11 protein-coding genes and 1 riboswitch are annotated in these 18698 nt (G+C 73.2%); of the genes, 4 read left to right on the top strand and 7 right to left on the bottom strand.

Annotated features, from left to right (window positions below):
• Nucleotides 1-31 precede the first annotated feature (31 nt).
• Nucleotides 32-220 carry a DUF4236 domain-containing protein gene (locus FL583_RS08645; RefSeq protein ID WP_142703993.1) on the top strand — a complete coding sequence of 63 codons (189 nt, stop codon included), beginning with the start codon at nt 32-34 and terminating at the stop codon, nt 218-220.
• Here FL583_RS08645 and FL583_RS08650 read toward each other — a convergent pair.
• Genes FL583_RS08650 through FL583_RS08665 form a run of 4 tightly spaced genes read right to left on the bottom strand, consistent with a single transcriptional unit; the run spans nt 217 to nt 4933 of the window.
• A complete protein-coding gene (locus FL583_RS08650; protein WP_240746625.1) occupies nt 217-2346 on the bottom strand; it encodes a phage holin family protein in 2130 nt (709 codons plus the stop codon). The two genes, FL583_RS08645 and FL583_RS08650, sit on opposite strands and share 4 nt — an antisense overlap.
• A 7-nt stretch (nt 2347-2353) precedes the next feature.
• On the bottom strand, nt 2354-3007 hold the full coding sequence (locus FL583_RS08655) for a DedA family protein (RefSeq protein ID WP_142703994.1): 654 nt from the start codon (nt 3005-3007) through the stop codon (nt 2354-2356).
• Complete coding sequence (locus tag FL583_RS08660) at nt 3004-3771, bottom strand: MBL fold metallo-hydrolase (RefSeq protein ID WP_142703995.1); 768 nt, start codon at nt 3769-3771, stop codon at nt 3004-3006. Before FL583_RS08660 ends, FL583_RS08655 begins: the two co-directional genes overlap by 4 nt.
• A 22-nt stretch (nt 3772-3793) precedes the next feature.
• Entirely contained in the window at nt 3794-4933 is a 1140-nt protein-coding gene (locus FL583_RS08665; protein ID WP_170323553.1) for a glycoside hydrolase family 6 protein, read from the bottom strand.
• A gap of 319 nt (nt 4934-5252) precedes the next feature.
• Nucleotides 5253-5399: riboswitch (cyclic di-AMP (ydaO/yuaA leader) on the top strand.
• A gap of 118 nt (nt 5400-5517) precedes the next feature.
• On the opposite strand from FL583_RS08665, the gene FL583_RS42395 reads away from it, so the two are divergent.
• Together FL583_RS42395 and FL583_RS08675 are read left to right on the top strand one after the other, a co-directional pair.
• A complete protein-coding gene (locus FL583_RS42395) occupies nt 5518-6246 on the top strand; it encodes a LysM peptidoglycan-binding domain-containing protein (RefSeq protein ID WP_276611578.1) in 729 nt (242 codons plus the stop codon).
• Nucleotides 6247-6422: 176 nt separating this feature from the next.
• On the top strand, nt 6423-6869 hold the full coding sequence (locus FL583_RS08675) for a MarR family winged helix-turn-helix transcriptional regulator (protein WP_142703998.1): 447 nt from the start codon (nt 6423-6425) through the stop codon (nt 6867-6869).
• Nucleotides 6870-7045: 176 nt separating this feature from the next.
• On the opposite strand, the gene FL583_RS08680 is transcribed toward FL583_RS08675, so the two are convergent.
• Nucleotides 7046-12535: an AAA domain-containing protein gene (locus FL583_RS08680; protein WP_205751947.1), complete on the bottom strand. Its 5490-nt coding sequence runs from the start codon at nt 12533-12535 to the stop codon at nt 7046-7048.
• 452 nt (nt 12536-12987) lie between these two features.
• Between FL583_RS08680 and FL583_RS08685 the strand changes: the two genes are divergently transcribed.
• Nucleotides 12988-13653, top strand: coding sequence for a maleylpyruvate isomerase N-terminal domain-containing protein (locus tag FL583_RS08685; protein ID WP_142704000.1), 666 nt, complete (start codon nt 12988-12990; stop codon nt 13651-13653).
• Between the two features lie 137 nt (nt 13654-13790).
• Here FL583_RS08685 and FL583_RS08690 read toward each other — a convergent pair whose 3' ends face one another.
• Entirely contained in the window at nt 13791-16070 is a 2280-nt protein-coding gene (locus tag FL583_RS08690; RefSeq protein WP_142704001.1) for a helicase-associated domain-containing protein, read from the bottom strand.
• A gap of 98 nt (nt 16071-16168) precedes the next feature.
• Entirely contained in the window at nt 16169-18538 is a 2370-nt protein-coding gene (locus FL583_RS08695) for a putative bifunctional diguanylate cyclase/phosphodiesterase (protein WP_142704002.1), read from the bottom strand.
• Nucleotides 18539-18698: the final 160 nt, after the last annotated feature.

Consider the following 18698-nt stretch of genomic DNA (forward strand, 5'->3'; position numbering starts at 1 on the left):
GGACTTCCAAGAACGACTCGAGGAGAGACCGATGCCGATCCAGTACCGGAAGCAGCACTCTTTCGGCCCCTTCAAGTTCAACGTGACCCAGAACGGCTTCTCGTCCTGGGGCATCAAGCTCGGCCGCTGGTCGTGGAACTCGCGCACCCGCGAGCAGCGCTACGACCTGCCGGGCCCGTTCACCTGGCGCAGCCGCCGCGGCCGCCGCGCCGAGGGTTAGAGAAGCTCGGCCTCGCCGGTGGTCACGCTGTCGAACGGGAGATCCAGCGCGGCCACCGGCGGAGCCGGTTCCTCGACCGCGGCGGTCGCCGCCACGGCGTCCGCATAGGCGTCGTGACCGAGCCAGGCGAGCCAGGCACGTAGCACCTTGTGCACCTCCTCCGGCCCCACCAGGGGCTCCACCGGAGTGGGGAGGTCGACCGGGTGCAGCAGGAACGCGGTCGTCTGCGGGCCGCCGAGGCCGCCGTGCGAGCCGACCAGCGGCTCGAAGGCCGCGACCTCGTCGGTCTGCGGGTCGTAGAGGCTGTTGATCATGATGTCGGCGACGTGCGGGTACGAGTCGGTGCGCCGGACCTGGGCCGGGGCGTGCGGCCCGAACGGCGCCAGCGGGTCCGCCCCGCGCACCTCGCCGGACTCCAAGTAGTGCGCGCCGTGACGGCCCAGCGCCACCGAGCCCCGCTCCGCGGTCGCCACCAGCAGGAACGCTACCCCCGGGTGCTCGACCAGCGTCGGTAGCAGCTCGGGATAGGCGGTCTGGATCGCCTCCAGCGTCATCCGCCCGGTGTGCTCGGTGAAGTAGACGAGCCCGAGGTTGCCCGACCCGAGCACGAGAACGCCCTCGCGCGCGGCCGCTTCCTCCTCGGCCGTCCGGACCCGCTCGCCCGGGTTGGCCGGCTTGTGTTCGCCCGGCGGCACGAGCCGTCGGAGGGCCCGCGCGGCGAAGCCGAGCGTGCTGCCGTCCGGCCCGGTCAGGCTGTCTTCCGTGGTGCGGGGTTGCTGTCCGCAGGACGCCTGGACGATCTGCTCCAGCGTGACGCCGTAGCGCTGGGCGAACGTGGCCCCCTGGCTCTGCCCGTGGTCGGAGAGCACGACGAGCCGGTACGGGCGGGGGGCGAGCTCGGCGGCCCGGTCGAGGCGTCCGATCTGCTGGTCGATCGAGCGCAGGACGGCCAGCGAGTCGTACCGCTCGATCCCCGAGTGGTGGGCGACCTCGTCGTAGCCGGTGAGGTCGGCGTACACGACCGAGCGGCCGGCCATCATGTCGTCGAGCACGCCTTCCACCACCAGGTCGCGGGTGACGACCGTGGCCAGCGCGCGCACGAGCGGATAGATCCCGCCCCGCGGCACCCGCGGTCGCACGTCCCGCTGCCGCTGCGTGGTGCCCGCGACCACTTCCCGGACGACGTCCACCAGCGCGCCGGTGAGCGTGCGGACCGCGTTGTACGGGTTGGCGAAGTAGCCCTGGTAGCCCGCGCCGAGGCGGCCCTTGCGGCGGCCGGCGCTGCTCAGCGTCACGCTCTTGTGCTCAGCGTCGCCGGTGAACAGGTTGCCGCGGCTGGCGCCGTCCTCGTGGAGCAGCCCGCGGCCGTCGGAGTGGCGTCGCTCGATCTCGGCCGCGTCGGCCGGGCGGTTGCTGACCATCAGCCGGCCGTGGTCCTTCTCGTACCAGCGGAAAGCCGGCATGTCCCGGTTCGAGCCGTGCAGGATGCCGCACTGCGACGCCCCGGTCTGCGACGACCAGTCGGTCGTCCACGGGATCAGCCGGTGGGTGCCGTTGCCCAGCCAGCGGGCCAGCGTCGGGACGTCACCGTCGCGGATCGCGCGCTGCAGCACCTCGTGCCCGAGCCCGTCGATCTGGACCATGACGAGCCCGGGGATGTTGTTGTGCTCGACGATCCGGCGGCGGGCCCGGCGTCGGGCCCGCCGGTGGAAGAACTCGTCCTCGTCGACGCCGACCAGCGAACTCGTCAGGCCGGTGACCGCCGAGACCGTGAGCGCGACCAGGACGCCGGCCGGGGCGCCGGGCAGCCGGACGTCCGGGATCTCGCGGAGCCCGTAATACACCAGGAGTCCGTTGAGGACGAACGCGCCGACGCCGAGCGTCAGCACCGAGATCGCCAGCGCGAAACGCATCAGGAACGGCCAGACCACCGCGTTGATCGCGCTCAGCACGACCGACACGACGACCGCGTTGACCGGCCGGCCGATGTCGAAGCCGGGCAGCGTCACCGAGAGAGCACCGACCGAGCCCGCCCCGACCAGCCAGACCAGCGTCAGGCGGGTCGCGGTCCGTCCACCCCGGAGGAGGCGGCGCCCGCCGCTACGCAGCCGTCGGAATCGGGTCACGCCGGGCTCAGCCGACCGACGACTTCTGCCGGTTGGCCAGCCAGCGCTGGATGTAGCGGGCGATCGCCGAGACCAGCAGGGTCGCGACCACGGTCACCGCGATGCCGACCAGCGGATTCGAGAACAGGCTCCCGCCCAGCAGACCCATCACCGCGTAGGCGACCGCCCAGACCGCGGCCGCGAACGCGGCCCCGGTGAGATACCGCGGCCACGGGTACCGCACGGCGCTGGCCGCGAACAGCGTCGGCAGCCGGCCGCCGGGGATCAGCCGGGAGACGACGAGCACCTGGGTGCCGTTCTCGGTCAGCCGCCGCCGGGTGTCGTCGAGGCGCGACCGGCCTTCGGCGCTGTCCGGCGAGAACGACGGGAGGTTGCGCCCGATGAACCGGGTCACCCCGCGCCGCCCCCAGCGGAACAGCGCGTAGACCACGCAGTCGCCGACCCAGGCCGACACCGCGGCCAACCCGATGACCTGCACCAGCGACACGCCGCCGTGGTGCACGGCCAGCACCGCGGCCGCGCTCACCGCCGCGCCGGTGGGGATCACCGGGATGATCGCGCCGATCAGCACCGCGACCACCAGCACCGGATAGCTCGCCGAAGCCGCGTCGGCGACCCGATCCGGCCAGGCGGTAGCCAGGATGGTTGCCGTCGTCGTCATGCCACCTCCACCCGGCAGCCCGGCTCCGTGTGCAGGACACGGGTGGACAGGCCGAGTTCGGTGACGGCTTGGGCGTAGCGACGGGGCGGATCGACCAGGTGCGCACGCATCCACCGGCCGATGCCGAACGGGTGCAGCGTCCCCCAGTGGATCGGTACCGCGTACGTCGGCTTGAGCCGACCGGTCGCGTGTGCGGCGCCGCTCGGATCGAGGTGGCCGGGGCCGAGGTTCGGCCCCCACCCCCACACCGGTATCAAGGCGACGTCGAGACCGAGCGCGCCCAGGTCGTCCATCTCGTCGAACTCGTCGGTATCACCGGCGAAGTAGACGCGTGACGTCGCACCCTCGACGACGTAGCCGACCGCGAGCGCGCGCGGTCCGAACGGCGGGCGGTGGCCGTCGTGAACGGCCGGGGTGGCGGTGATCCGCACCCGGCCGACGTCGTGGAACTTGCCCGGGGCGAGCTCGACGACCTCCCGGAAACCCTTGCGGTACAGGAACTCGCCGGCGCCCTCGGGCACCACCAGCAGCGTGGAGCGGCCCAGCCGGCGCAGCGAGGCCAGATCGAGGTGATCGGCGTGCAGGTGCGAGATGCAGACCGCGTCGACGTTCGCGTGCAGGGCCGGGTCGAGCGGCGCGGCCGTGCGCCGGAGCACGTTGGCCACCCGGGGCAGCAGCACCGGATCGGTGAGCACGCGGACGCCGTCGAGCTCGATCAGCACCGTCGAATGCCCGAGGAAGTGCAACGACGGGAACTCGGCCACGTGGTTACCGTACCCCGACGGCCTAGGAGCTCAGCTCGTACGCGGTCTCGGCGATGAACTGCCCGGCCGCGCCGCTGCACCCGTCGGACTCGCCCGGACGCTTGACCCACAGATACGCCGCCACCTGGGCGTCCCCGGTGGCCGTGGTCGGGTTGCGGCCCAGCTTGCGGCCCGACGGGTCGCACCACTCCCCGTCGCCGGCCGGGCCGTTGCCGTTGCGTGACGTGTCGACCACCAGCTGCCCGCCGCCGAGCGCGGCCAGCACCCGCTTGCCGTACGCGACCTCGGCGCCGGACGTCCGGTAGTTCGACGTGTTGAGCGCGATTCCGTCGCCGTAGCGGGCCGCTCCGGCCCGTTTCGCGCGGCTCGCGGCCTCGCTCGGCCCGAGCCAGGCGGAGTGGCCGACGTCGTAGTAGACGCGCGCCTTGGGGCTCTGCTGTTTGATCGTCTTCGCGGCGTACCCGAGCAGGTCGAGACGCTCCTGATGGCCGTCGGCGGAGAGGCAGTCGGTCAGGTGCGGGAGCGCGTCCGGTTCGAGGACGACGATCGACGTCCCGGAGCCCAGGCCGGACGCGAAATTGCCGATCCAGGTGCGGTAGCCGTCCGCGCTGTCGGCCCCGCCGGCGCTGGCGCCACCACAGTCGCGGTTCGTCATGTTGTAGGCGACGAGCACCGGCACCCGGCCTCTCGACGCCGCCCGCGCGGCATACGTCCGCACCTCGCCGCGGACGTCTCCGGGGTTGTCGACCGCGAACCACCGGGCCTGGGGCTGATCAGCGATGCGGTCCCGGATCAGGCCGACCCGCGAGTCGCCGGAATTCGCGGCCACCCACTCCACGGCCTGGCCCTCGGAATCGACGTAGAGCGGGCCCAAGGCGGCCTTTACCGGCTTGGGCGTCGGCTTCGCCGAGGCCGGAACACCCGGCGGTAAGGCGATGGCCGACCGCTTTGGCGAAGCGCTCTCACGCGCACCCTTGGATTTGCGGTCCTCGGACGATGAGCATCCAGTGGGGGCGCAGGTGGGTTCCGGGCGACCGGTCGCGTTCGCCGCGATCAGGCTCGTGCCGCCGATGACGACGGCCGACCCCAGTGCGGCCGCACCCAATCCAGCGGTGAGCACTCGGCCCTTCGTGCGTCCACGACGGTGTCGAGCGAGAGGCATGCGCTCCATCTTGTCGAAAGCGAACGCGTGCTCCCATTCCGGCACCCGGCCCTTGAGGACTCTTTAAGAGTTCCTCGTGGTGTTACCACTCCCTTCCGGAGTTACACGGTCAATCGCCTTAGACCGCTCCAAATCCCCGCGTTCTGGGTTCACACCGATTCGGCTGAACACTAGGGACCGCATTGAGGCCTTAATGGTCTCGCGCGACACTTTTCTGTATCACGGGCGGGTAACTTGGCATTCACCCTATTTTGTGGTTCTGTCGTTTTCGTCCGTTCACCGCGGACCTCACGCCCGGCTACGCCGAATCCTGCCCCGGGCGATGAGACCCGAACTTCCGGCAGGAGCGGGGGACCCACTTTCCGGCGTCGCAGTTCGACGCCTCGGGGTGAAGCCACCTATAGCGTGGCCGGGCCGACTCAGCCCGAACCCGACAGCTCACCTCGTAGGCGTGGAGAGGGTCGGATATGTCTAAGGAGTCTTCCCATCCCACCCAGCTCAACGCCGAATGCCCGCGTGACGCGGGTGGACGGCATCGGGCGCCACGGCGCCTGAACCCGCTAGGACGGGGCCTGGCACTCGCCGTGGCCACCGGTCTCGCGGGGATCACACCGCTGGTCGTCGGAGCAACACCGGCCAACGCGGATGTGAACTGGGACGCGATCGCGCAATGCGAGAGCGGAGGGAACTGGAACATCAACACCGGGAACGGGTTCAAGGGGGGCCTGCAGTTCACCTCGTCGACCTGGCGGGCCCACGGCGGCCACCAGTTCGCGACGAGCGCGAACAACGCGACCCGCCTGGAACAGATCACGGTCGCCAGACGCGTGCTACGCAGCCAAGGCATCGGAGCCTGGCCGACGTGCGGGCAGAAGGGGTACAGCAAGAAGAGGTACCGCACCACTTCGCTGAACGAGGCCAGCCGCAGCTACAAGCGGTCGGGCAACCCGTACCGGGAGCACACCTCGTACCGGAAGAAGACCCAGCACACGTGGAAAGACACGTGGAAGCACACGTGGAAGAAGTCGGCGTCTTCGTCCGTACAGCGGAAGAAGAGCGTGACCGCGGTGCGGTCGGCCGTCGTGACGCGTCCGGTCGAGGTGGTGGACTTCGTGCCACAGCGGATGTTCAGCACGTCGCAGAAACCGACGGTCGTGGCGGTGCCGACGTACCTGGTACGGGCCGGCGACAGCCTGGTCACGATCGCCGCCGCGCACCACGTCGAGTGGCAGGTGCTCTTCGAGAAGAACCGGGCCCTGATCGGCGCCGATCCCAACCTGATCCATCCTGGACAGAAGATCCTGATCGGATAGACGGACAGAACACCTGAAAGCAGGGGGTCCCGGTCGCCGTGCCGGGACCCCCTGGCGTACGGCCGTCCGAGTCGGTCTGAACGGAGGACTGCGGGCCGCCCGGCGCGACCGCCATCATGGCTCTTCCTGCAGGTGGCGGGGGTCACGCCTGCCGTAAATGACCACAAAGGAGTGTCATGTCGGCCACACCGGGCGCGGTCGCCGACGAGCTGAGCGTGCTGCTCGGTCGGCTACATCGGACACTTCGCCGGGCGTCCCGGAGCGACCTGCCGGACGAGCCGCTCCCGTCCGCGCAGATGGAAGTGTTACGCGTCGTGCAGAACGCGCCCGGCATCGGGGTGAAGGCGGTCGCGGCCGCGCTGGGCACCGCGCCGAACACCGTGAGCACGCTGGTCGGCGATCTCACCGCCAGCGGACACCTGGAGCGCCTGCCCGATCCGCAGAACCGCCGCGCGGTCCGGCTCACGCTGACGGCGTCGGCGACCGAGCTCGTCGACGGGTACACCGATCACCGGCGCCGGATCGCCGCGGCCGCCGCCGAGCAGCTCGGATCCGACGATCTCGAGGCGCTCGCGGCCGCCCTCCCGGCACTGAACCGCCTGCTGGTCTTACTGGGCGGCTAGGCCCTGTCCTGCGAATCTCGCTCGCAGCGAGGCACCGCTCAGCCGTCGTCAGGCAAGGCGGAGGGATGTCCGGCTGTCGCTCATTTGGTGCAGCTGTTGTATCCGGACATCCCGACAACGCGGCCTGGCGGCGGCTGAGCGGAGCCGCAGCCGAGCACGGATTCGCAGGACAGGGCCTAGGACCGTCGCAGCAGGACCGTGGGACTCTCCGGGTCCGGAGTGAAGCGGACCAGGCCGACCGGGCCGTAGGCCGGGTCGACGACCGGGACGTCCTGGCCCTGCTCGGCCGCGGACACGATCGCGGTCGCTTCCGCCGCGGTCAGCCAGCCCGCCGTCTCCGTGCTCGCCTCTTCCTGACGCATCAGCTCGACGTTGGCCCGGTTGCGTTGCGCCTCGATCGAGCCGTCCGGGTAGTAGCAGGCCCAGCCGACGATCTTGCCGCCCAGCTGCACCGGGGTGTCCACTCCCGAGCGATAGGCCCGCAGGATCGCGCGGGCCTCGTCCGGGCGGATCGCGCCGACCTCCTGGTACGACACCTCGACCGCGGGTTCCGGTTCCGGCTCGGGCTCCTTGATCACCGGGAGCTGACGGGTCAGGTCGGTCGGTTCGTCCTTCTGTTCCTTCCACCAGCTGACCGGCGAACCGGCCGGCGAGACCTGGGCCGCGCCGTCCGGGGCCGGGGAGGTCGGGCGACGGGTGGGGAGCGCCGGGGGCGTCAGCGGGACGAGTACCGCGTCGGCGGTCTTGGCCAGGCCGGGGAGACGGATCGCCGGGTGGGACGGGTCGCGGCGGAGCAGTTCGTCGGGGGTCGGGATCGTGGGGGCGTCGACCATCGAGGGTTCGAGGTTCTGCACCGCGGTGCGGAGTTCGTCGAGGCGGCCGGCGATGGCCGGTTCCGGCTCTTCGTCGTCGGCAGGTTCCGGGTCGGGCACGGTGATCATCGGGAGCAGGACGGTGAGGTCGTTGTAGGGCGCGGGGGTCTCGGCCGGCCAGTCGTCGGCCCACTCGTCCGGGTCGTCGGAATCTTCCTCGGCCGCCGGGAGCGTGACCTCAGGGTCGGTGGCCTCGTCGGGGAGGTCGGGCCTGGCCTCGGCGACGACGAGGGGAGCCTCGTCCTCCGGCGCTTCATCGATCGGTTCCTCGGCCGGCGCCTCGTCGACCGGCGTCACCTCGGTCTCCGCCTCGTCGGCCGACCGGGCCGGCTGCGCCTCGCGGTCCGGCTGCTCGTCGTAGGCCGGCTGCTCGTCATACGCAGGCTGGGTCTCGTCGGCCGGCCAGGCCGGCTGGGCGTCCTCGGCCGGCCAGGCCGGCTGGGCGTCCTCGGCCGGCCAGGCCGGCTGGGCGTCCTCGGCCGGCTCGGCCGGGTCGCGGGCCACCAGCCAGCGGGATTCCTCCGGCAGGAGGCCGAGGTCGTCCATCAGGGGCCAGAGGCCGGCCAGCGCGGCGTCCGGGTCGCGGGCGAACAGCGTGCCGCGCACCCGCCAGAACACGCACCCGCCGACCCGCTCCAGCACGGCCTGCCGACGCATCTCCTCGGCCCACCGGGCCGCACCCCGGTACCGCCCGTGATCGCACTCGATCGCCAGCCGGCGCCCGTCGTTCGTCGGCAGCACGAAGTCGACCCGGTGCCGCCCGATCGGGTACTGCACGGCCGGACGCACGCCCAGGTCGAGCAGCCGGCGCAGGACCGACCGCTCCAGTTCGGACTCGCACGCCGCGTACAGCGTCTCGTCCGGGATCGGCTCGGCCGCCACGGCGGCCAGCCCGAGCTTCGGCGCCGCGCAGTACCGCAGCAGCGCGGCCCGGGCGTCGTCCGGATGGAGGTTCTCCGGGCCGACCGAGTGGAACACCCACATCTGGTCCTTGGCCCGGCTCGCGGCGACGTTGACCCGGCGGTGGTGGTCGGCCCCGGTGAAGGCGGCTCGCGCTTCGTCGCGGTCGGACACGACCAGGCTGACGAACATCACGTCCCGCTCGGCGCCCTGGAACGTGTACGAGTCGCCGACCTTGAGCGCCCGCCGGGCCATCTCCTGCTCGCCCAGGTGACGCACGAGCTGCTCGTTGATGTACTGCGCCTGCCCGCTGCTGGCCAGCAGGCTGATCACGCCGAACGTCAGCCCGGCGTACTCGGGGTCGGCGGCCAGCCGGGAGATCGTCGCGACCAGCGCGTCGGCCTCGGCCAGGTTGACCTCGCCGTACCGGTCGCGCTTCTCGCGCATGCCCGGCACCCGCACGACCCGCACCGGGTCGAGCTTGCCGCGGTCGGCCCGCAGCGGCTGGACCGTGCCGTCGTACCACTGCTCGCTGGAGAACGAGATGATCTCCGGCACGCACCGGAAGTGCTCGGTGAGCATCAGCGGTTCCGGCGACCGGCGCACCGCGTGGTCGTACAGGCTCGTCGTCACGTCGAACAGCGGCCACGACGGCAGGTCACCCAGGTGGTCCTGCCCGAGCCGGGCCACCTCGTCGTGGGCCAGCCCGATCGCGTACGGCCCGATCTGCCGGTCGTCGCCGACGACGACGGCCCTGGTCCCCAGCGACAGCACCGGCATCGACAGCAGCCCGCACTGGCTCGCCTCGTCGACGATCACCACGTCGAACGGCGTCGTCCCGCCGGTGAACTGCGCCACCGCCCGGTCGACCGACATGATCCAGACCGGTACCGCGGCCACCGCGTCCCGCATGTGCTGCTGCGCCAGCGCGGTCCAGCCGGCCGACCGGCGTCCGGATCCCTTTCCGACCTTGCGCAATGCGGACGCCCAGCCGGCCAGCGCGTCGCGGGCCTGATCGTCCATCCGGCCTGCCGCCGCCAGCCAGGCCGACCGGGTGGCCAGCTCGCCGACCAGTTCCCGGGCCCGCTCGCGCAGCGCGTCGGCCTGCCGCCCGAGCGCGCCGGTGTCTTCCGGCCCGATGACGAGCCGGAGCCAGGTGTCGGCGCGTCGCCAGTTCCAGGCCTGGTGGCTGGTCGCCGGGTCGGGCAGCCGGCCCTCGGCGGCGATCCGGCTGGCCCACAGCGGCGCCACGGTGGCCAGCGACGCGTGCAGCTCCTGCCAGCGCTGCATGGCCGGACCGGCGGCACGCAGCCGGTCGGCGTCCGCGAGCACGGCCTCCCAGAGGTCGTAGTCGCCGGTCGCCCAGGCCCGGTCGAGCTCGCGCCAGTGCGGCGACGCGTTGGCGTCCAGCAGCGCCTCGTCGAGCACCGCGCGGACCGCCCGGCCTTCGCGCTCGGCGTCGTCGCTGTCGAAGACCGCCACCAGCTCGGCGACCCGCGTCGCCACCGTGGCCAGCGCGTTCGGGTCGGCCCAGTCGGCCTCGCCGGGGTTGCCGGCCCGCAGGTAGGGGGCCAGCCGGTCGCGCACGGTCGGCCAGTAGCGCAGCCCGATGTCGACGACGTCCCCGACCTCGCGCAGGTACCCGCCGATCACCTCGACCGTGCTGGGGTCGTCGGGCGCCTGCGGGCCGTCGAGCTCGGCGACGAAGTGGTTCCAGCGCTCGGTGAGGCGGTGGCGGGCCCAGTCCAGCCGCACGGTCGCGAGAGCGGCGTCCACGTCGTCGACCGTGCGCAGCGGAGCGCCGTCGACGCGGATCTCGTCCCGGACGGAGGCCAGCCGACGGTGGATCAGACGGCTGACCCCGCGCGCCTCCACCAGGCGTAGCCGCAGCATGTCGAGGTCGGTGCGGAGCTGACGCGGGTCGGCCCAGAGTTCGTCCGGGATCTGCACCGCGCGTCCGGCCAGGACGCTGCGCCAGCGGGCGGTCTCGGTGAGCATCTCGGTGCAGCCGGCGACCTCGGCCTGGCAGGTCTCACGCCAGGCCGGCGAGACCGCGAGCCGACCGGCGAGCCGCCACTGCCAGGGCTGGTAGGCCCGGGCCCGGTGGGCGATCCGCCAGATCTCGTCGGCCGTCCCGGCGATCGTCGGACGTCCGGCCGACCGCACCGCGTTGATGTCGACGCCGAGCGACGCGAGCGAACCGACCCGCTGGCGCAGCGACTCGCTGTGCTCGTCGGCGCGGGCCAACCGGCTGCCGTCGGGAAGGGACTCCCGCTCCGGGAGCCGGCGCTGGGCGTCGCCCAGGTCCTCCGGCCGGTAGGTGTTCGTGAGCACGGTGAACTCGGCGAACTCAGCGTCGGTGAGCGGGAACGGCGCGGACGGGTCGATCGTGTCGGCGACCAGCGCGAGCCGGGCCTCGTTGGCCCACAGCCACTCGGCCACCTCGACCGCGGTCGCCTCGGCGCCGTCGACCAGGAACGTGCTGCTCTCGCGGTCGGCGACCGTGCGCATCGCGTTGTACCTGCCGGCCAGGTCCTGCTCGGCGGTGTCGAGCGCGGCCCAGAGCTCGGCCAGGCTCTCGGCCGCGGCCTCCTGGTCGAGCGCGCCGGCCTCGGCCTGCAGCTGGCGGACCGCGGTCTCCAGCTGCCCCAGCTGCTTGGCGCTGGACCCCATCACGCTGATCGCCAGCGGTTTCAGCGCCTGCGGGAGCTTGTCGCGCACCTCGGCCAGCGGTTCGTCGCGATGGGACACGACCAGCACCCGGCGGCCGTGCGCGACCAGGTGGCAGATCAGGTTCGCGATCGTGTGGGTCTTGCCGGTGCCGGGCGGGCCCTGCACCGCGACCATCCGCTGCCGGGCCAGCCGGCGCGCGATCGTCTCCTGCTCGAGGTTCGCGGGCAGCGGGAACAGCAGCCGCTCGCCGATCGACTGCCACTGCTCGGGCGGGTCGTCGGGCAGCACGAGCGTCGACGGGTCGTCGGCCAGCAGCGCGGCCAGCGACCCGGACGGGACGTGCCCGGCCGCGAGCGCGGCCCGGAAATCGCCCAGGAACCCGGCCAGCGCGGTCCGCCGGGGCCGGAGCATCAGCAGGCTGGTGTCGCGGATGTGCGGCTCGGCGAGTTGGGCGTCGTGGCGGACGACCCGCGGTGGCAGGCCGAGACGACGCAGCGCCGAGCGGTAGAACTCGGTGCGGGCGGCCTGCTCCCAGGGGTCGAGGCTCATCGCGCCGCCCGGGCCGGCCAGGTCGTGCAGGCGGGCGTCCGGTGCGTCGGGCAGCGCTTCGAACGCGTCGGTCTGCAGCCGGAGCTCGCCGGTCGGCGTCACGGTGAGCGCGCCGGAGTCGGGGTCGACGTCGATCGAGATCGGCGCGGCCAGCAGCGGGTCTTCGACGGTCAGGCCGCCGACCAGGCCGCGGAACAGGCCGAAGCCCCAGACCAGCTCGTGCGAGGCCTCCAGCCGCACGGCCGCCTGACGGAGCTCGACCAGCCGCGAATACGTGCCACGGACCGCGTCGGCCTCGGCCGCCTTGATCGACCAGGGTTGCCAGAGCCGGGCCAGCCACTCGTCGACGGCGGGCTCGACGGCGTCCAGATCGAGGTCGGGGTCGCGCTCGGCCGCGATCTCGCGCCACCCCTCGCGGAGCGCGGGGCGGCGGCGGGGGTCGTCGACCGTGCCGTCGAGGAGCGAGCGGACGACGGCCGGCAGGTCCGGCGGACGCGGCCGCGGCGGACGACGGAGCTCGAGCCATCGCTCGGCCTCGGGCGCGGGTTCGGTCTCGGGGATCGGGTCACCGGCGAGCCAGCAGCCCGGTTTCCCGGCCGGAAGGGTCGCCTGCCACACGACCGACTCGGCCGCGTCGAGCGTTCGGGCCGGGCGGGCGGAGAGCGCTCGCACCGCCGATAGATAGTCGGCGAAGCGCGACACGCGACTACGTAATGCCTCGACCCGGTCGGTCGCCGCCGTCACTGGAAACACCGCCGTCACTAGCGCCTCTCGATCCCCCACCGGCCTTCGGCCGACCGTACCGGTGAACACCGCCCCGAGGGCAGGGGTCCAGCGACACCTCACCCGGCCGGATGAGGCACGGTAGACCACCTGACTACCCTGTGGCATCCGGTGACTACGAGCCGAGATCGCGCCCTTGCGACGAGCGAGAATTTACGTCACTCGACTCGCGGCCGCGTCGACGGCTCCACCCGACGCTCGAATCGCTCGATCATCGCGGTGAGAGCGGCGCGTGATTCGTCGCTCGATCCGGCGTGATCGCGTAGGTGGTGCGGCTCCGGTTGCCGGTACTTCAGACTGGAGCAACCCTGATGCTCCAGACTTGAGCGAGGGAGGGCTCGATGCGCGCGGAGATCGAGGACGCACTGGAGCGGGCGCACTCGCGGTTCGTCGCGTCGGTGCGGGCGACCCCGGCCGGGGCGGGCGGGCGGACCGTGCCCGCCTGTCCGGAGTGGTCGGTGGCCGACCTGGTCGCGCACGTGCTCACGGTCTACCGGCGGGCGCTCGGTGACCGGCGCCGGAGCAGGACTCCGGAGGAGACCGCCGCGCTGAACGCCACGGTTCTGGCCGAGACCCCGGAGCGCGACCTCGCCGTGCTCGCCTCCCTGCTCGAGGCCGACGGTCCGGCGAGCTTCGCCGTGCTCCGCGGGTTTCCCGACGACCTCAGCTTCCGCTTCCACGGCGGCGGACGCACCACGGTGACGCCGGTCAGCGCGGTGATCCTGGGCGAGCTGCTGATCCACGGGCACGATCTGGCCGAGGCGACCGGCGGTTCCTGGACGATTCCCCCGGACGAGGCGTCGCTGGTGCTCCGCGGGGCGAGCGCACCGGGGCCGGACGGGTACCCGCCGATCTTCGCGGCCTGGCTCGCGCCGGGCGGGGAAAAGTTGCTCGCCGCGGTGACCGAGGGCGACGACCCGGTCGGGACGATGCTCGCGCTCTACCGCCGCACCGCCCCGACCACCCCGTCGGTCACCGCCCTGGCTCCTTACCTGCGCTCGCTCTAGGACCCGGCACGGAGCGGCAGCGCGGTCTGCCAGAGCAGCGCCCGGGCCAGGACGCTCGCCTACATGCCCTGCGCGGACAGCGCAGCCAGGGACCGGCGTCGGTCCACGACCGGGCCGGCGCCACACCCGACATTTCCTCAGGCGGGAGTGACCGCGCGGATTCGGGACAGGATGAACATTCGTTCGGCGGTGCGGAGTCGGCAGAACGCGGTGACCGCGTCGCCGGTCAGTTCGGCGTTCTCGATGACCCGGGTGGTCGACGCGCCGGTCGCGCTGACGTAGTCGATGCGAACCGGCGCGCCGGTCTCGATCGCCTCGACCAGCGCGGCCTGCTCGAGATCCGAGAGCGCCCAGGCCTGCCGAGCGACGACGTGCTCGGCACCCTCGGCCACCCGAGGCAACGGCAACGGCAACGGCAGCGCGACGACCGGAACCACCGGCGCCTCGCTGAGCAGGCGATCGGCGACCGCCTCGGCGTCGACCGCGAAGGCCGGCGCACCGGGTGGCGCGGCCGGAGCGGTGGCCCGTCGCCGGGCTCGGCGCTCGATCCGGGCGCCCCCGCTCTCGGTCAGGCCGGCCGGCGCGTAGCCGGCGTCCCGGAGCGCGGCGAGCGTTCCGTCGGGGTCGGCGGCCGAGACGAGGACGCCGGGCGCGACCGCGCGCAGCCGCAGGCCGGCCAGCGCCTTCGTCGCGATCAGCTCGGCGATCAGCGCCGGGTCGTCGGCACTGATGACGCAGCCGGCCGGGGCGACTCGGAGCTGCCCGTGCCGCCGGGCGACGTCGCGGACCAGGTACTCCAGCGCCTGCGGCAACGCGTTGGTGGCGACGCCGCCCAGCGCGGTGAGCAGCGCGTCCGGCTCGAACCCGGCGTCCAACGCGGCCCGGACGCTGGCCGCCGAGAACCGCCAGGTCGACGCCGCTCCGGACGCCTCCCGCTCGGCCGCGCCGTCGAGCAGCGTGGCCAGCGCGGGCGCCGGGACACCGGCCACGACCGCCGACAGGTCGGACTGGAACGTCGCGGTCGTCACCAACGGCGGGACGAGCACCTCGGCCGCCTCGGCGAGCCGGTCCGGGTCACCGGCCACCAGCGCCCGGGCCAGCGGGGTCGCCGCACCGCAGGCCACCACCCCGAGCCGCTCGGCCTCCCCGACGACGGCCAGCGTCCGGGCGACGACCGTCTCCTGGTCGGCCGGCGTCGGTGCCAGCTCGATCGGCGCCCGCCAGGCCAGCACCGCGGCCAGCGCCTCGACGTCGTCCACGCCCGCCCCGACGTCGGTCAGGTAGGTCAGCACCCGGCGACGCAACTCGGACTCGGCCACGCGAGGCCCCGACCACCAGCCCGCCAGCAGCGTCGCCAGCCGGGCCGCGGGCCCGGCCTCGCGCCAGGCGTCGGCGGTCTCGGTCGGCATGATCTCGCCCTCGATCGTCCCGAGCAGGCCCGACCCGACCGTGAGGGCCAGCAACCGGTCGACGCCGTCGTCGGCGAGACCGAGGGCCTTCGCGGCCCGGCGCAGCTCGCGGACCGCGATCCGTCCGGTCTTCGTCGTGAGCAGCGGGGTCCGGTCGCACAGATCGAGCAGCCGGCCGACGTCGGCCAGGGTCTGGGTCACCGCCGCGGTGCCGGCCGCGATCACGTCGGCCTCGGCCACCGGGCCGGCCACCGGCGACGGCGGCTCGGCGCTGAACGGCGCCCGGTAGTCCGGCCCGCGGAGCGCGAGCCCGATCTCCCCCGGGAGCTCGACCTGGTCCCAGCTGATCCGGGACAGCAGGCCCCGCTCGAAGGCCTCGTCGACGGCGGCGCTGCGGAACGCGTCGGACCGCGGGCCGTTCCAGGCCAGCGAGCGGAGCAGGCGCTGCACGTTCGGGGAGGCGGAATCGACCCAGGCGCGCACCGCCTCCGGATCGGCCAGCGCGTCCCGGACCTGGCCCAGCAGCTCGGCCTTGCGCTTCGCCGGCCGGTCGACCAGGCCCTGGGCCACGGCCCGGAGCCGGTCGCCGATCAGCAGCGGCAGCGCGTCGGTGAGGCGGACGCCGAGCCCGAGCGGCTCGGCCAGCAGCCGCAGCGGCGCGGCCAGCACGAGGTTCTGGTCGTCGTCGCCGATCAGCAGGGCCAGCTCGCGGAGCTGGGCGAGCGTCTCGCCGAACAGCGCGCTGCGCGTAGCGTCCACATCGAGCAGTTGGGCCAGCCGGGCCTCGGAGGCGAGGCCGCCGAGCGCGGCCATCGCCTCGGCGACCTGGAGCCCGGCCCGGCTGACGCGGGCCAGCGCGCGCTGGACGGAGTGGGCCGCGGAGAGCCGCTCGGCGAGCTCGGGGAGCGAGCGGGGCTCCGGCCAGGCGGCGGCGTCCGGCCGCGCGGCCAGCAGAGAGGCGAGAGCGGCCCGGTCGAGCCCGCGCACGTGCGCGACCAACTGGTCCACGCCCCAACCGTAGCGCGCACCCCCTTTCCCGGGGGCCCGCGCACTTTGACGACATCCCGGGGTTCTGAAGCCCGCCAGAACCCCGGAATGTCGTCAACCTACGCGCGGACCCGCGCCGGGGCCTCCCGCACGTACTCGGGGTGCACCGGCACCGGGCCCGCGGGCGCGGGGCGGCCGAACAGCCAGCCCTGCAGCCAGTCGCATCCCCGATCCACCAGCGCGTCGGCCAGATCCTGGGTCTCGATCCCCTCGGCCACGACCTCGAGACCCAGCGTGTGGGCCAGGTCGATGCAGGCCTGCACGATCGCCGCGGCCGCCGGGTCCTCGAGGATCTTCGTGGTCAGCGACCGATCCAGCTTCAGCTCGGTCGCCGGCAGCCGCTGCAGGTACGAGAGCGCCGAGTACCCGGTCCCGAAGTCGTCGATCGCGACGCCGATCCCGGCCCGGCGCAGCACGGCCAGGTTGTCCCGCCCGGTGTCCAGGTCCCCGATCGCGGTCTGCTCGGTGATCTCGACGGTCAGCGCCTCCGGGGGCAGCCCGCGGGCGGCCAGCCCGTCGAGCACCTCGTCCATCAGCGTCGGCGAGGCCATGTCGGAGGCCGACAGGTTCACCGAGACGGTCACCGGCGCCCCGGCGGCCCGCCAGACCGCCACCTGGTCGAGCGCCAGCTGCAGCACGTGTCGGGTCAGGTACGGCACCAGCCCGGTCCGCTCGGCCAGCCCGACGAACCGGTCCGGCGGCACCATCCCGTACCGCGGGTGGACCCACCGGATCAGCGCCTCGGCCCGGATGCCCTCCATCCCGGAGACCGCGACCAGCGGCTGGTAGTGCAGCTCCAACCAGCCGCAGTCGGCGTTCGACCGATCGGCCGCGGCCATCGCCGGTGTCGTCGGCGCTCCGGTGAGCACCGTGCGCAGCTCGCCGGCCAGCTCCAGCGCGTCCCGCTGCTGGTCGGCCCCGAGCGGGTCGAACCGGGTCCAGCCCTTCCGTTCGGCCTTGGCGCGGTACATCGCCATGTCCGCGCAGCGCAGCAGCTCCAGCGCCCGCTCCGCGGGCGTCCCCTCGGGCGCGTCCGACTCGACTGTCACCCCGATGCTGACGTCGATGGGCAGCGCGATCCGGCCGGCCTGGAGCGGCTGGCGGACCGCCCGGAACAGCCGTTCGACGACGTCGGCGAACGATTGGCCGGCCGGCACCGCGGTGAGCACCGCGAACTCGTCCCCGCCGAGCCGCGCGACCAGGTCGTCGGGATCCAGCGCGTCGGCCAGCCGGGTGCCGACCGCGGCCAGCACCCGGTCGCCGGTCTGGTGGCCGAGCCCGTCGTTGATGTCCTTGAAGTGGTCCAGGTCGAGCATCAGCACCGCCCGCACGGCGGCGGTGGGCGGACGTCCGCCCAGCGCCTCCTCGACGCCCTGCAGGAAGCCCCGGCGGTTGTAGAGGCCGGTCAGGTCGTCGGAGAGCGCCAGCCGGTGGTACTCGGCCGCGGACAGCATCGAGTGCAGGCCGAGCCCCAGCCGGATCGCCGACAGCGCGATCGCGCCCGCGGCCAGCACGATCACGACCAACGGCAGGTTGGCGACCTCCGCCCCCACCACCATCGCGGCCGCGAGCACCATGCTGACCAGCGGTGTCGCCAGCTCCACCAGGCCCAGCGGCCGGTAGTTGAGCCGGTGCGGGCGCTGCCAGGCCGCCGCGGCGATCAGCAGGCCCGCGAACGACCAGCAGGGATCGAGGATCTCGACGTCGGTGCCGGCGTCGGCGACCAGCCGGGCCAGCCAGGCGTCGGCCAGCGCGGTCAGGATCACGGCGGCGGCGATCATCCCCCAGGCCCGGCCGAGTCGTCCGCCGGCCAGCGTCGCGACCGCGGCCAGCGACCCGAGCATCACCATGTCGAGCGTCGGGTAGTACAGGTTGACCAGCGAGTCCAGCGGCCCGTCGGTGTCCCAGGTCAGCGCCCCCGAGCCGACCGCGGCCGCGAACAGCGACGCGGCCAGCAGCGCCACCGCGCCCGCGCCGACGTACACCTCGGTGCGCATCGCGCCGACCCGGGCCCGGGCCAGCGTCCAGATACCGAGGATGAAGTGCGGGATCACCGGGAACCAGACGACGTCGGCGAGCGAGGCGCTGGGAACGCGTCCGGACCAGGCGACGACGTCGTAGATGAAGTAGCCGGCCCCGTTCAGTCCAACGCCGACCGCGAAGAACATCCAGGCCCAGCGCTGGTGGCGGTTGGTGACCGCGCGGGTGGCGATCACCCCGCAGGCGATCAGCAGCGTCACCGCGAACGGAGCGCCGTCCGACCAGAGCCGGGCCGGGGAGTGCTCGCCGTTCCCGGTCCACACCCAGGCCGCGTGCACGATCATGAGCGCGGTGGCGACACACCAGGCCGTCGCCACCAGAGGATGGCGGCGTGGTGTCCAACCGCTCGACGCCGGTACCGGATCGGACCAGGCGGCAGTCGGGCTCATGCACCCCTCCCGCACGCGTGGGGAGCCGGTGAGTCCCCGCCTAATGTCGGTTCGTCCGCCGGTGGTGCGACCTGAGAACAAAAGACCCCCTGGGAGAAATCCCAGGGGGTCGGTGTCTCACACGGAGACCGGTTCGCGTGCTGGTACGTCGCCGTCGCCC

It is taken from the genome of Cryptosporangium phraense, from assembly GCF_006912135.1.
Taxonomy (GTDB): domain Bacteria; phylum Actinomycetota; class Actinomycetes; order Mycobacteriales; family Cryptosporangiaceae; genus Cryptosporangium; species Cryptosporangium phraense.

Bases quoted from the DNA above. Each gene is read 5' to 3' on its own strand.
- FL583_RS08645 (WP_142703993.1), top strand. From the start codon at position 32: ATGCCGATCCAGTACCGGAAGCAGCACTCTTTCGGCCCCTTCAAGTTC.
- FL583_RS08655 (WP_142703994.1), bottom strand. From the start codon at position 3,007: ATGACGACGACGGCAACCATCCTGGCTACCGCCTGGCCGGATCGGGTC.
- FL583_RS08665 (WP_170323553.1), bottom strand. From the start codon at position 4,933: ATGCCTCTCGCTCGACACCGTCGTGGACGCACGAAGGGCCGAGTGCTC.
- FL583_RS08675 (WP_142703998.1), top strand. From the start codon at position 6,423: ATGTCGGCCACACCGGGCGCGGTCGCCGACGAGCTGAGCGTGCTGCTC.
- FL583_RS08685 (WP_142704000.1), top strand. From the start codon at position 12,988: ATGCGCGCGGAGATCGAGGACGCACTGGAGCGGGCGCACTCGCGGTTC.
- FL583_RS08695 (WP_142704002.1), bottom strand. From the start codon at position 18,538: ATGAGCCCGACTGCCGCCTGGTCCGATCCGGTACCGGCGTCGAGCGGT.